At 67.5% G+C, this 14638-nt stretch carries 8 protein-coding genes; all 8 read left to right on the forward strand.

The window, feature by feature from the left end; all coding sequences use genetic code 11:
- Window positions 1-514: 514 nt before the first annotated feature.
- The 8 genes from KBX71_RS25235 (at window position 515) to tuf (ending at window position 14387) form a co-directional block, all read left to right on the forward strand.
- Entirely contained in the window at window positions 515-3937 is a 3423-nt protein-coding gene (locus tag KBX71_RS25235; protein WP_210820360.1) for a DNA-directed RNA polymerase subunit beta, read from the forward strand.
- A gap of 89 nt (window positions 3938-4026) precedes the next feature.
- Entirely contained in the window at window positions 4027-7914 is a 3888-nt protein-coding gene (locus KBX71_RS25240) for a DNA-directed RNA polymerase subunit beta' (RefSeq protein WP_210820361.1), read from the forward strand.
- 95 nt (window positions 7915-8009) lie between these two features.
- Window positions 8010-8378, forward strand: a complete 369-nt coding sequence (locus tag KBX71_RS25245; protein ID WP_124816387.1) for a hypothetical protein — start codon at window positions 8010-8012, stop codon at window positions 8376-8378.
- Window positions 8379-9081: 703 nt separating this feature from the next.
- Window positions 9082-9456 carry a hypothetical protein gene (locus KBX71_RS25250; protein WP_210820419.1) on the forward strand — a complete coding sequence of 125 codons (375 nt, stop codon included), beginning with the start codon at window positions 9082-9084 and terminating at the stop codon, window positions 9454-9456.
- Between the two features lie 507 nt (window positions 9457-9963).
- Window positions 9964-10338 (forward strand): 30S ribosomal protein S12, encoded by a 375-nt coding sequence (rpsL, locus tag KBX71_RS25255; protein WP_007465318.1) that lies wholly within the window; start codon window positions 9964-9966, stop codon window positions 10336-10338.
- Window position 10339: 1 nt separating this feature from the next.
- Window positions 10340-10810 carry a 30S ribosomal protein S7 gene (gene rpsG, locus KBX71_RS25260; RefSeq protein WP_030489583.1) on the forward strand — a complete coding sequence of 157 codons (471 nt, stop codon included), beginning with the start codon at window positions 10340-10342 and terminating at the stop codon, window positions 10808-10810.
- Window positions 10811-10884: 74 nt separating this feature from the next.
- A complete protein-coding gene (fusA, locus tag KBX71_RS25265; protein ID WP_210820362.1) occupies window positions 10885-12981 on the forward strand; it encodes an elongation factor G in 2097 nt (698 codons plus the stop codon).
- Window positions 12982-13193: 212 nt separating this feature from the next.
- Window positions 13194-14387: an elongation factor Tu gene (tuf, locus tag KBX71_RS25270; RefSeq protein WP_124816390.1), complete on the forward strand. Its 1194-nt coding sequence runs from the start codon at window positions 13194-13196 to the stop codon at window positions 14385-14387.
- Window positions 14388-14638 lie beyond the last annotated feature (251 nt).

The raw sequence follows: 14638 nt of genomic DNA on the forward strand, positions 1-14638 counted from the left end.
GCCGGGCGTTGCTCCCACACGAACCCCCGCACGCCGTATTGGTGGAGCTGGCTCCGATCGGCCCTGAGCTGGGCTCCGACCAGCCGCTCCGTCGATCGGAACGGGGGCGGCGGGTCGCTCTCCAGGGGGAAACACGGGGCGAGGGCAATACCGGCCCTTGACGCGGCCCGGGGCTGCCAGGCACGCTGACACCAGCAAGACACCGCGCTTGCGACGGCCACGACGTGGGTATGACAGCGGCGGCACCATCGGCCGCGGTAACCCGAGCGGCCCAGTGGGGAGTTGCGTTCTGAGCGGCCCGGCAGACCCCGGTTGACGGGGGCCGAGGCGCGCTCCGCAAACAACCTGCGGGGTGGGCTGGACAGCGGTTAGCCTCTCGGCTACACTGCTAGTTTGCGCTGCCTTCCGACTTGACCCCTGCTCGGAAATGTCCGTTTACGGATATTTCTGGTGGGGTCATTGGAGTGCACGCGTACCAGCCGTTCTGCAGCACCGGTCCTCGGAAGGACGCATCTTGGCAGCTTCCCGCCCTGCGAAGACCAGTCGTACGTCGAGCGCATTCGCTCCCCGCCGAGTTTCATTCGGCAGGATCACCGAACACCTCGAGGTCCCCAACCTCCTTGCCATCCAGAACGAGTCCTTCGACTGGCTCGTCGGCAACGAGGGTTGGCAGGGCCGGTCGGCGGACGACCCGCACGCACGCTCGGGTCTCGCGGAGATCCTTGAAGAGATCAGTCCCATTGAGGACTTCTCCGGCACCATGTCGCTCTCCTTCTCAGCGCCGCGCTTCGACGAGGTCAAGGCCTCGATCGAGGAGTGCAAGGAGAAGGACCTGACCTACTGCGCTCCGCTCTTCGTGACCGCGGAGTTCACCAACAACACCACTGGCGAGATCAAGAGCCAGACGGTGTTCATGGGTGACTTCCCGATGATGACGCCCAAGGGCACCTTCGTCATCAACGGCACCGAGCGCGTCGTGGTCAGCCAGCTCGTCCGGTCTCCGGGCGTGTACTTCGACAAGCAGCCGGACAAGACCTCCGACCGCGACCTCTCCAGCGTCAAGGTCATCCCGAGTCGGGGTGCCTGGCTGGAGTTCGACATCGATAAGCGCGACACGGTCGGCGTACGCATCGACCGCAAGCGTCGGCAGGCCGTCACCGTCCTGCTCAAGGCCATCGGATGGTCGGCCGAGCGGATCCGTGAGAAGTTCGGCTGGTCCGAGCTGATGATGACCACGCTCGAGAAGGACCACATCGCCGGCGCCGACGAGGCCCTGCTCGACATCTACCGCAAGCTGCGCCCTGGCGAGCCGCCGACGCGCGAGAACGCCCAGACCCTGCTCGACAACCTCTTCTTCAACCCGAAGAGGTACGACGTCGCCAAGGTCGGGCGCTACAAGTTCAACAAGAAGCTCGAAGTTGGCGTGCCGATCACCACCGGCACGCTGACCGAGGACGACATCGTCGCCACCGTGGAGTACCTGTGCCGGCTGCACGCCGGTGAGGACGGCTACGAGGCCGACGACATCGACCACTTCGGCAACCGGCGTCTCCGTACCGTGGGCGAGCTGATCCAGAACCAGGTTCGGGTCGGCCTGTCCCGGATGGAGCGGGTCGTCCGTGAGCGGATGACCACGCAGGACGTCGAGGCGATCACCCCGCAGACCCTGATCAACATCCGCCCGGTGGTGGCGGCGATCAAGGAGTTCTTCGGGACGTCCCAGCTGTCCCAGTTCATGGACCAGACCAACCCGCTGGCGGGCCTGACCCACCGGCGTCGGCTGAGCGCGCTCGGCCCGGGTGGTCTGTCCCGGGAGCGGGCCGGCTTCGAGGTCCGCGACGTGCACCCGTCCCACTACGGCCGGATGTGCCCGATCGAGACGCCGGAAGGCCCGAACATCGGCCTGATCGGCGCGCTGTCCACCTTCGCCCGGGTCAACCCGTTCGGCTTCATCGAGACGCCGTACCGGAAGGTCGTCGAGGGTCGGGTCACCGACCAGATCGACTACCTGACCGCGGACGAGGAGGACCGGTTCGTCAAGGCCCAGGCCAACGCGCGCCTGAAGGCTGACGGCACGTTCGCCGAGGAGCGGGTGCTCTGCCGTCGTAAGGGCGGCGAGACCGAGGACGTGCTCCCCGGTGCCGTCGACTACATGGACGTCTCGCCCCGGCAGATGACCTCGGTCGCGACCGCCATGATCCCGTTCCTCGAGCACGACGACGCCAACCGGGCACTGATGGGCGCGAACATGCAGCGCCAGGCTGTGCCGCTGGTCAAGGCCGAGGCGCCGCTCGTGGGTACGGGCATGGAATACCGGGCCGCGGTCGACGCTGGCGACGTGGTGGTCGCCGAGGTCGGCGGTGTGATCGAGGATCTCTGCGCCGACTACGTCACCATCCACCAGGATGACGGCCACCGCCGGACGTACCTGCTGCACAAGTTCCGCCGCTCCAACGCCGGCTCCTGCGTCAACCAGAAGCCGGTGGTCTTCGAGGGCGACCGCGTCGAGGCCGGTCAGGTCATCGCCGACGGTCCGTGCACCGACGAGGGCGAGATGGCACTCGGACGCAACCTGCTGGTGGCGTTCATGTGCTGGGAGGGCCACAACTACGAGGACGCGATCATCCTGTCGCAGCGCCTCGTGCAGCAGGACGTGCTCACCTCGATCCACATCGAGGAGCACGAGGTCGACGCCCGGGACACCAAGCTCGGTCCGGAGGAGATCACCCGCGACATCCCGAACGTCAGCGAGGAAATGCTCGCTGACCTCGACGAGCGCGGCATCATCCGGATCGGTGCCGAGGTCGTCCCCGGTGACATCCTGGTCGGCAAGGTCACGCCCAAGGGTGAGACCGAGCTGACCCCGGAGGAGCGGCTGCTCCGCGCGATCTTCGGTGAGAAGGCGCGTGAGGTTCGGGACACCTCGCTGAAGGTGCCGCACGGCGAGACCGGCACGGTCATCGGTGTGCGCACGTTCTCCCGCGAGGACGGCGACGAGTTGCCGCCGGGTGTCAACGAGCTGGTCCGGGTCTACGTCGCCCAGAAGCGCAAGATCCAGGACGGCGACAAGCTCGCCGGTCGGCACGGCAACAAGGGCGTCATCTCCAAGATCCTGCCGATCGAGGACATGCCGTTCCTTGAGGACGGCACCCCGGTCGACATCGTGCTCAACCCGCTCGGTGTGCCGAGCCGGATGAACATCGGCCAGGTTCTGGAGACCCACCTCGGTTGGGTCGCCAAGACCGGTTGGAAGGTCGAGGGTGACGACGCCGACTGGAAGCGCCAGCTGCGCTCGATCGACGCGCACGAGTCCGAGGGCGACACCAACGTGGCCACCCCGGTCTTCGACGGTGCCCGCGAGGAGGAGATCTCCGGTCTGCTCGAGTCGACCCTGCCCAACCGGGACGGCAAGCAGCTGATCGGGCGTACCGGCAAGGCGCAGCTGTTCGACGGTCGTTCCGGTGAGCCGCTGCCGGACCCGATCGCGGTCGGCTACGTCTACATCCTGAAGCTCAACCACCTGGTCGACGACAAGATCCACGCTCGTTCGACCGGCCCGTACTCGATGATCACGCAGCAGCCGCTGGGTGGTAAGGCGCAGTTCGGTGGTCAGCGTTTCGGTGAGATGGAGTGCTGGGCGATGCAGGCGTACGGCGCTGCCTACGCCCTGCAGGAACTGCTCACGATCAAGTCCGACGACGTGCTCGGCCGCGTGAAGGTCTACGAGGCCATCGTCAAGGGCGAGAACATCCCGGAGCCGGGCATCCCGGAGTCGTTCAAGGTGCTGCTCAAGGAGCTGCAGTCGCTGTGCCTCAACGTTGAGGTGCTCTCCAGCGACGGTGTGGCCCTGGAAATGCGCGAGACCGACGACGAGGTGTTCCGGGCCGCTGAGGAGCTGGGCATCGACCTGTCCCGGCGCGAGCCGAGCTGGGTCTAAGTGGTCTGAGGTGAGGGGTGGGGGGCGGGCGCGCGGGCCCCCGACCCCACCCGAGAATTAGCAGTACAGACGACGACATAGGGGACATAGTGCTCGACGTCAACTTCTTCGACGAGCTGCGCATTGGTCTCGCCACCGCCGACGACATCCGTCAGTGGTCGCACGGCGAGGTCAAGAAGCCTGAGACGATCAACTACCGCACCCTGAAGCCGGAAAAGGACGGGCTCTTCTGCGAGAAGATCTTCGGTCCGCAGCGGGACTGGGAGTGCTACTGCGGTAAGTACAAGCGCGTCCGGTTCAAGGGCATCATCTGTGAGCGCTGTGGCGTCGAGGTGACTCGCTCCAAGGTCCGCCGTGAGCGGATGGGGCACATCGAGCTCGCCGCTCCGGTGACCCACATCTGGTACTTCAAGGGCGTTCCGAGCCGGCTGGGCTACCTGCTGGACCTCGCCCCCAAGGACCTCGAGAAGATCATCTACTTCGCCTCGTACGTCGTGACGAGCGTGGACGCGGAGTCGCGTCACCGTGACCTCTCGACGATCGAGAACGAGATCCTGGCCGAGAAGCGGCAGTCCGAGAACAGCCGCGACTCGGAGATCGAGAAGCGGGCCGCCAAGCTCGAGGCCGACCTGGCCGAGCTGGAGGCCGAGGGTGCCAAGGCGGACGTCCGGCGCAAGGTCAAGGAGGGCGGAGAGCGCGAGATGCGCCAGATCCGCGACCGGGCCCAGCGCGAGATCGACCGCCTGGACGAGGTGCTGGACACCTTCCGCAAGCTGGAGCCGAAGCAGCTGGTCACCGACGAGCTGCTCTACCGCGAGCTGCGCGACCGGTTCGGTGAGTACTTCACCGGTTCCATGGGCGCCGAGGCGATCAAGGCGCTGGTCCAGAACATGGACCTCGACGCCGAGGCCGAGAGCCTGCGGGAGACCATCCGGTCCGGCAAGGGCCAGCGGAAGATCCGGGCGCTCAAGCGACTCAAGGTCGTCGCGGCGTTCCTGAACACCCGCAACTCGCCGCTCGGCATGGTGCTGGACTGCGTCCCGGTCATCCCGCCGGACCTGCGCCCGATGGTGCAGCTCGACGGTGGCCGCTTCGCGACCTCGGACCTGAACGACCTGTACCGCCGCGTGATCAACCGGAACAACCGCCTCAAGCGGCTGATCGACCTCGGCGCGCCCGAGATCATCGTCAACAACGAGAAGCGGATGCTCCAGGAGGCCGTCGACGCGCTGTTCGACAACGGCCGTCGCGGCCGGCCGGTCACCGGCCCGGGTAACCGCCCGCTCAAGTCGCTCTCCGACATGCTCAAGGGCAAGCAGGGCCGGTTCCGCCAGAACCTGCTGGGCAAGCGCGTCGACTACTCCGGCCGTTCGGTCATCGTGGTCGGCCCGAAGCTCAAGCTGCACCAGTGCGGTCTGCCCAAGCAGATGGCGCTGGAGCTGTTCAAGCCGTTCGTGATGAAGCGGCTGGTCGACCTCAACCACGCGCAGAACATCAAGTCCGCCAAGCGGATGGTCGAGCGTCAGCGCCCGGTCGTGTGGGACGTGCTGGAAGAGGTCATCGGCGAGCACCCGGTGCTGCTCAACCGTGCACCGACCCTGCACCGCCTGGGCATCCAGGCCTTCGAGCCGCAGCTGGTCGAGGGCAAGGCGATCCAGATCCACCCGCTGGTCTGCACCGCGTTCAACGCCGACTTCGACGGTGACCAGATGGCGGTGCACGTGCCGCTGTCCGCCGAGGCGCAGGCCGAGGCACGGATCCTGATGCTGTCGTCGAACAACATCCTCAAGCCGGCCGACGGTAAGCCGGTCACCATGCCTACCCAGGACATGGTCATCGGTCTGTACCACCTCACCCACCTCACCGCCGGTGAGAAGGGCGAGGGCCGGGCGTTCAGCTCGGACGCCGAGACGCGGATGGCCTTCGACAACGGCGAGCTGCACCTGCAGGCGCCGGTGAAGATCCGCCTGCGTGGCGTGGTCGGTGTCGACAACGGCGCCGGCGCCGAGGCGTGGACCGCTCCGGAGGGCTGGGTCGAGGGTGACCCGCTGACCGTGGAGACCACCCTGGGTCGGGTGCTGTTCAACGAGACGCTGCCGCAGGGCTACCGCTTCGTGAACTACGAGATCCGCAAGGGTCAGCTCTCCGCGATCGTCAACGACCTCGCCGAGCGCTTCCCCAAGGTGGCGCTGGCCGCCACCCTGGACGGGCTCAAGGAGGCCGGTTTCCACTGGGCCACCTGGTCCGGCGTGACGATCGGCATGGAGGACGTCATCGCTCCGCCGCGCAAGGCGGAGATCCTGGCGAAGTACGAGAAGGACGCCGACCAGATCGACAAGCAGTACCAGCGTGGTCTGATGACCGCGGAGGAGCGTCGCGGCGAGCTCATCGAGATCTGGACCAAGGCGACCAACGAGGTCGCCAAGGAGATGGACACCGCGCTGCCGCAGGAGAACCCACTGTGGAAGATGATCAACTCGGGTGCTCGCGGTAACCTGCTCCAGCTCCGGCAGATCGCGGCGATCCGTGGTCTGGTGGCCAACCCCAAGGGCGAGATCATCCCGCGGCCGATCAAGGCCAGCTACCGGGAGGGTCTGTCCGTGCTGGAGTACTTCATCTCCACGCACGGTGCCCGTAAGGGCCTCGCCGACACCGCGCTGCGGACCGCCGACTCGGGTTACCTGACCCGTCGTCTGGTGGACGTCTCGCAGGACGTCATCATCCGCGAAGAGGACTGCGGCACCGACCGGGCGATCCCGATGCAGATCGGCGAGAAGCTGGACGGCAAGCTCGTCGTCCACACCCACGCCGAGACCAGCGTGCACGCCCGGACCCTCGCCGACGACATCAAGGGGCCGGACGGCACCGTGGTCGCCGAGCGCGGTCAGGACATCAACTCCATCGGGGTCGACAAGATCGTCGCCGCTGGTGTGGAGACCGTCCGGGTGCGCAGCGTGCTCACCTGCGAGTCGAAGCTGGGCGTCTGCGCGGCCTGCTACGGCCGGTCGTTGCCGACCGGTAAGTCGGTCGACATCGGCGAGGCGGTCGGCATCATCGCCGCCCAGTCCATCGGTGAGCCTGGTACGCAGCTGACGATGCGTACCTTCCACACCGGTGGTGTCGCGGGTGAGGACATCACCCAGGGTCTGCCGCGTGTTCAGGAAATCTTCGAGGCTCGGGTCCCGAAGGGTAAGGCGCCCATCGCCGACACCCCGGGTCGGATCCGGATCGAGGACGGCGAGCGCTCGCGCAAGATCATTGTGGTGCCGGACGACGGCAGCGAAGAGATCGTCTACGACAAGATCTCGAAGCGGGTCAAGCTCCGTACCCACGACGGCGGTCACGTCGCGGTCGGCGAGAAGCTGACCGAGGGCACCATCGACCCGCACGAGTTGCTGCGGATCATGGGTCCGCGGGCGGTCCAGGTCCACCTGACCAGTGAGGTCCAGGAGGTCTACCGCTCGCAGGGTGTGCTCATCCACGACAAGCACATCGAGATCATCATCCGCCAGATGCTCAAGCGGGTGACGGTCATCGACTCCGGCTCGACCGAGTTCCTGCCGGGTGTGCTCGTCGACCGGGCGCTGTTCGAGTCGGAGAACCGCCGGCTCGTCTCGGAGGGCGGCGAGCCCGCCGCCGGTCGTCCGGTGCTGATGGGTATCACCAAGGCCTCGCTGGCCACCGACTCCTGGCTCTCGGCGGCCTCCTTCCAGGAGACCACCCGGGTGCTGACCGACGCTGCGATCAACTCGCGCAGCGACTCGCTGGTCGGCCTCAAGGAGAACGTGATCATCGGAAAGCTCATCCCGGCTGGTACCGGCATCAGCAAGTACCGCAACGTCCGGGTCGAGCCGACCGAGGAGGCCAAGGCCAAGGTCTACTCGATGACCGGTTACCCGGAGACCGACTACGGCTTCGGGCCGGCCAGCGGGCAGGCAGTGCCGCTGGACGACTTCGACTTCGGGTCGTACCGCTAAAGCACCAGTCACACGACGAGGCCCCCGGTGAAAGCCGGGGGCCTCGTCGTGTCCGTGCCCACCCACCCTCGGGTCGGGTTCGGCATGATGGGGGGATGACGACCGCACCCGGGCAGGTGTCCGTCGCCCAGCAGGGCCTGCGCCACCCGCTGGACCCGGACCCGGCCCGCGCCACGAAGGCACGGGCGGTCTTCGCGCTGGGCCTGCTCGGCATGCTGACCGGGCTGTTCATCGGTGGCGTGGTGCCGGCCACGGTGGCCCTGCAACTGGCCCGGCAGGCGCGTCGCGAGGCGTACGCCTCGGGGGGTTTCCTGACCGGCAGCGTCTGGCTGCGACGGGGGGAGTGGATGGCCTGGACCGGCCTGGTGCTGGTCGCGGTCAGCGTGGTGGCCGCGGTGGTCATCGGGGTGGTCCGGTTGGCCGGCGCCCCGTTCGGTCACGACTACCCGGCGAACATGGACTGAGCCGCCGGTGGAGGCCGCGCCCGGCGCGGGTGGCAGCGCTCGCGGCGGTAGCCTGGCCGATGTCCGCCGTGTGGCGGCGGCGGCCTTTCGACAGGAGGACCTCGTGACGGACCCGGCGCGGCCCCCTGCGGACGACGCGGCGCGGCCCCCTGCGGACGAGGCGGCGCGGCCCTCTGCGGACGAGGCGGCCGGCCCTGCGAAGGAGCCGGCTCCTCCGTCCGAGCTGAGTGACTGGGCGCGACCGGGTCCGAGCGGCGAGCCACACCCGCCGGTGTCATCCGCGGACGCACCGCCGCCTTCGGCACCGCACCCCGGCTGGGGTCCGACCGGCTGGAGTCCGACCACGGCGCCCGGCTCCGGCCAGCCGTACCCGGTCTCCAGCGCGCCGACCTCGACGCCGCAGGGCTGGGGCCCGCCGTCGTCCGGGCCCGGTGTGCCGCCCGGCTGGGGCCCGCCGGCAACTGGGCCGGGTGTGCCGTACGGCTGGGGTCCGCCGTCGTCCGGGCCGGGTGTGCCGTACGGCTGGGGTCCGCCGTCGTCCGGGCCGGGTGTGCCGTACGGCTGGGGTCCGCCGTCGTCCGGGCCCGGTATGCCGCCCGGGTGGGGTCCGCCGCCGGGGCAGGCTCCCGGGTGGGGTGGCACGCCGGGGCGTTCGGTGGCGCCGCCCACCGACGACCAACGCCGGCCACCGAAGCGGGTGGAGATGGTTTCGGGTACGCCGTTCGGCGTCGTACACCTGGACGTGGCGCCGGTCACCTCGGGGCTCGCCATCGGGGCGTTGGTGGCGGGGATCGCCTCGGTCCTGGTCTCGCTGCTGGTGATCTGTTTCGGGGTGGCCTTCACGAACGACGGCGGGGCCTGGGCCTCCGGAGCGTTCGCCGCGCTGGGTGTGCTGGCCGGCGGTGCGGCGGTCGTCATCGGGCTGCTCGGCCGTCGGCAGATCCGCCGGCCGACCGCGCCCTCGGCGGTCCAGTTCACCGGCCGCGGGCTGGCGATGGCCGGGATCAGCTGCGGCGCGGCGGGGGGACTGCTCAGCGTGCTGGGCCTGGGTCTGGCCCTGCTTCTCACAGTGACGTGAGGGTGATCACCGATAGATCCGGCACCTGACCGGAGTTTCCCGCGGAAGGCTTCCGGTCCCCCCGGGGGCGATGGGTGCTTCTGCGGGGAAGCCGGTACACTTGTATTCGTAGGTGCCCATCGCGGGCGACGGGGCAGGACGAGATCCGGCCGGCGGGTGTGAGACGGTCGCCGGGCCATTCCGTTTTGACCTGGGCGGTTGTGGTAGGTACTCTTTCCCCTTGTGCCCGGGCATGCCCGGGCAACTCGTGCGTGCGCTGTTTCCGGCTGACGGACGGCGGCACGACAAGCCAAAGATCCGGGGCGGGGCGACCCGCGCGCCGGTGACAAACCCGGTGCGCACGCGAAAGCGTCGCAACGGGGCCGTGACGAGGGCGACACGCCCGACCGCGGGTGCCGGGGTCTCCGCAAGGTGACCCTGGTCGGAATGTAGGAGAGCCGGTCATCAGGCCGGCTAACGAGCAGACGGCGCGGCCGCGGATGCGGCCGAAGGGAGCGGAGAAACCCGGTGCCCACGATCCAGCAGCTGGTCCGAAAGGGCCGCCAGGCGAAGACGACCAAGACCAAGACCCCGGCGCTGAAGGGTTCCCCTCAGCGGCGCGGCGTGTGCACTCGCGTGTACACCACCACCCCGAAGAAGCCGAACTCGGCGCTGCGCAAGGTCGCTCGCGTGAAGCTCAGCAGCCAGATCGAGGTGACCGCCTACATCCCCGGCGTCGGTCACAACCTGCAGGAGCACTCGATCGTGCTCGTTCGCGGTGGCCGGGTGAAGGACCTCCCCGGCGTGCGTTACAAGATCGTTCGCGGCTCGCTGGACACCCAGGGCGTCCGCAACCGCAAGCAGGCGCGCAGCCGTTACGGCGCGAAGAAGGAGAAGAGCTGACATGCCGCGTAAGGGACCCGCTCCGCGGCGGCCACTGGTCGCTGACCCGGTGTACAACTCGCCGCTGGTCACCCAGCTGGTGAACAAGATCCTGCTGCGCGGCAAGCGTCAGCTCGCCGAGACCATCGTGTACGCGGCCCTCGAGGGCTGCCGCGAGAAGTCCGGCACCGACCCGGTCGTCACCCTCAAGCGGGCGATGGACAACGTCAAGCCGACCCTCGAGGTGCGCAGCCGTCGTGTCGGTGGCGCTACCTACCAGGTTCCGGTCGAGGTCCGCCCGACCCGGGCGACCACCCTGGGCCTGCGCTGGCTGGTCACGTACTCCCGCGCCCGCCGCGAGAAGACCATGGTCGAGCGGCTGATGAACGAGCTGCTGGACGCGAGCAACGGCCTCGGTGCCGCCGTCAAGCGGCGCGAGGACACGCACAAGATGGCCGAGTCGAACAAGGCCTTCGCGCACTACCGCTGGTAACACCCTGGTTCCGGCGCCTCCGGGCGCCGGAACCGCCACCAGTTGAGTCGAGACGACGATAAGTAGGGATTGAAGTGGCCGCCGCAGACGCGCTCGCCAAGGTACGCAACATCGGCATCATGGCGCACATCGATGCTGGTAAGACCACGACCACCGAGCGAATCCTCTTCTACACCGGCATCACGTACAAGATCGGTGAGGTCCACGAGGGCGCTGCCGTCATGGACTGGATGGAGCAGGAGCAGGAGCGTGGTATCACCATCACCTCCGCTGCTACCAAGTGTGAGTGGAAAGACCACACGATCCAGATCATCGACACGCCTGGCCACGTCGACTTCACGGTCGAGGTCGAGCGGTCGTTGCGGGTCCTGGATGGTGCGGTAGCGGTCTACGACGGTGTCGCCGGCGTGGAACCGCAGACGGAGAACGTCTGGCGGCAGGCCGACAAGTACAACGTCCCGCGGATGTGCTTCGTCAACAAGCTCGACCGGACCGGCGCCGACTTCTTCCGCTGCGTGCAGATGATGATCGATCGGCTGAACGCCACCCCGCTGGTGCTCCAGATCCCGATCGGGCTCGAGGGCGACCACATCGGCGTCGTCGACCTGATCGGCATGCGCGCTCTCACCTGGCGTGGGGAGACCCAGAAGGGTGACGACTACGCCATCGAGGAGATCCCGGCCGACCTGGCCGACTCCGCGGCCGAGTGGCGCGAGAAGCTGATGGAGACCCTGGCCGACGTCGACGACTCGGTGATGGAGAAGTACCTGGAAGGCGAGGAGGTCTCCGTCGAGGAGATCAAGGCCGCCATCCGGCGCGCCACCATCGCCGGTAAGGCCAACCCGGTGCTGTGCGGCTCGGCGTTCAAGAACAAGGGCGTCCAGCCGATGCTCGACGCCGTTGTCGACTTCCTGCCGTCGCCGCTGGACGTTCCGGCGATCGAGGGCACGGCCACCGACGGCGAGACCCCTGTGGTGCGGAAGCCGTCCAAGTCGGAGCCGTTCTCCGGTCTGGCCTTCAAGATCCAGACGGACAAGCACCTCGGCAAGCTCACCTACGTCCGGGTCTACTCCGGCACGCTCGATTCCGGTTCCCAGGTGGTCAACTCCACCAAGGACCGCAAGGAGCGGATCGGCAAGATCTACCAGATGCACGCCAACAAGCGGGAAGAGCGTCCGTCGGCGCAGGCCGGCGACATCATCGCGGTGCAGGGTCTCAAGCAGACCACCACCGGCGACACTCTCTCCGACCCGGCGAACCCGGTCATCCTGGAGTCGATGACCTTCCCGGAGCCGGTCATCTCGGTGGCGATCGAGCCGAAGACGAAGTCCGACCAGGAGAAGCTGGGCACGGCCATCCAGCGGCTGGCCGAGGAGGATCCGACCTTCCGCGTCCGGTTGGACGAGGAGACCGGTCAGACGGTCATCTCCGGCATGGGCGAGCTGCACCTGGACATCCTGGTCGACCGGATGCGCCGCGAGTTCAACGTCGAGGCCAACGTCGGCAAGCCGCAGGTGGCGTACCGCGAGACCATCCGCCGCAAGGTGGACAAGGTCGAGTACACGCACAAGAAGCAGACCGGTGGTTCCGGCCAGTACGCCCGCGTGATCGTGAGCGTCGAGCCGCTTCCGCTGGACAACGACTCGCCGACCTACGAGTTCGCCAACGGCGTCAGCGGCGGCCGCATCCCCCGGGAGTTCATCCCGTCGGTGGACGCCGGTGCGCAGGACGCGCTGCAGTACGGCATCCTGGCGGGCTTCCCGCTGGTCGGTGTGAAGCTGACCCTGCTGGACGGCCAGTACCACGAGGTCGACTCGTCGGAAATGGCATTCAAGATCGCCGGCTCGATGGTGATGAAGGACGCGGCCCGCAAGGCCGATCCCGCACTGCTCGAGCCGATGATGGCCGTTGAAGTCACCACTCCTGAGGAGAACATGGGTGACGTCATCGGCGACCTCAACTCCCGCCGCGGCCTGATCCAGGCGATGGAGGAGCGCAGCGGCGCCCGCATCGTCCGGGCTCTGGTGCCGTTGTCGGAGATGTTCGGCTACGTCGGCGACCTGCGGTCGAAGACCCAGGGCCGGGCTAGCTACAGCATGCAGTTCGACTCCTACGCCGAGGTTCCGCAGAGCGTCGCGAAGGAGATCATCGCAAAGGCGACGGGCGAGTAGCTCCCTGAGCAGGTGATTCGTGGTTGGTCGCGGGAGGGTTCGCCCGCCTGCGGCCACCACGATCGGATCGCGTGAGACCGGGCCTGTAGGCTTCATCGCCGCAGAACCCACAAAGGCTCTCCGGCCGTCAGGCCGGAAAGGCTGTCGACAGAGTCCTAAGCGCCGACCGGCGCGCCGGGCGTACGAACCAAGAAGTCCACAGGAGGACACCAGTGGCGAAGGCTAAGTTCGAGCGGACTAAGCCGCACGTCAACATCGGCACCATTGGTCACATCGACCACGGTAAGACGACGCTGACGGCGGCCATCACCAAGGTCCTGCACGACCAGTACCCGGACCTGAACCCTTACACGCCGTTCGACGAGATCGACAAGGCGCCGGAGGAGAAGGCCCGCGGCATCACGATCTCGATCGCACACGTCGAGTACCAGACCGAGTCGCGGCACTACGCGCACGTCGACTGCCCTGGGCACGCCGACTACATCAAGAACATGATCACCGGTGCCGCGCAGATGGACGGCGCGATCCTGGTGGTCGCGGCGACCGACGGCCCGATGCCGCAGACCCGCGAGCACGTGCTGCTGGCCCGTCAGGTCGGTGTGCCGTACATCGTCGTGGCGCTCAACAAGAGCGACATGGTCGATGACGAGGAGCTCCTGGAGCTCGTCGAGCTCGAGGTCCGTGAGCTGCTCTCCTCGCAGGAGTACCCGGGTGACGACCTGCCGGTCGTTCGGGTTTCGGCGCTGAAGGCCCTCGAGGGCGACCCCGAGTGGACCGGCAAGCTGCTGGACCTGATGGCCGCTGTCGACACCTCGATTCCGCAGCCGGAGCGCGAGATTGACAAGCCGTTCCTGATGCCGGTTGAGGACGTCTTCACGATCACCGGTCGTGGCACCGTCGTCACCGGTCGCGTGGAGCGCGGCGTTCTCCTGCCGAACGAGGATGTTGAACTCGTCGGCATCAAGGAGAAGAGCTTCAAGACCAAGGTCACCGCGATCGAGATGTTCCGGAAGACCCTGGACGACGCCCGCGCAGGCGAGAACGTCGGCCTGCTGCTGCGTGGCACCAAGCGCGACGAGGTCGAGCGCGGCATGGTCGTCGTGAAGCCGGGCTCGAACACCCCGCACACGGAGTTCGAGGCGACGGTCTACATCCTCTCCAAGGAGGAGGGCGGCCGGCACACCCCGTTCTTCCAGAACTACCGTCCGCAGTTCTACTTCCGGACCACGGACGTTACCGGTGTCGTCACCCTCCCCGAGGGCACCGAGATGGTCATGCCGGGTGACAACACGTCCATGTCGGTGAAGCTGATCCAGCCCATCGCCATGGAGGAGAACCTCAAGTTCGCGATCCGCGAGGGTGGCCGCACCGTCGGCGCCGGGTTCGTCACCAAAATTAACAAGTGAACTAGGTAACCCCGATTAGACCCGCCGCCGGTCGTGCGGCATACTAGTCAGGTTGCGTAAAGACAGTTCGTCGCCTGTGTTCGGCTTTCGCTGAACCTCCGGGTGGCGAGGCAGTCGAGCGTAGGGTGGTTGGCGGCCCAGTCGCCAACCACCCTCGCACGGCGTTCAGGTCGCGGTAGTGCGATCGGCGCCTTGACCCCCACACGGTCAGCACCACTCCGGAACCTCGGGGCGGAGCTCGCCCCGAGGGC

The organism is Micromonospora sp. D93 (assembly GCF_018070365.1).
Lineage (GTDB): Bacteria > Actinomycetota > Actinomycetes > Mycobacteriales > Micromonosporaceae > Micromonospora > Micromonospora ureilytica.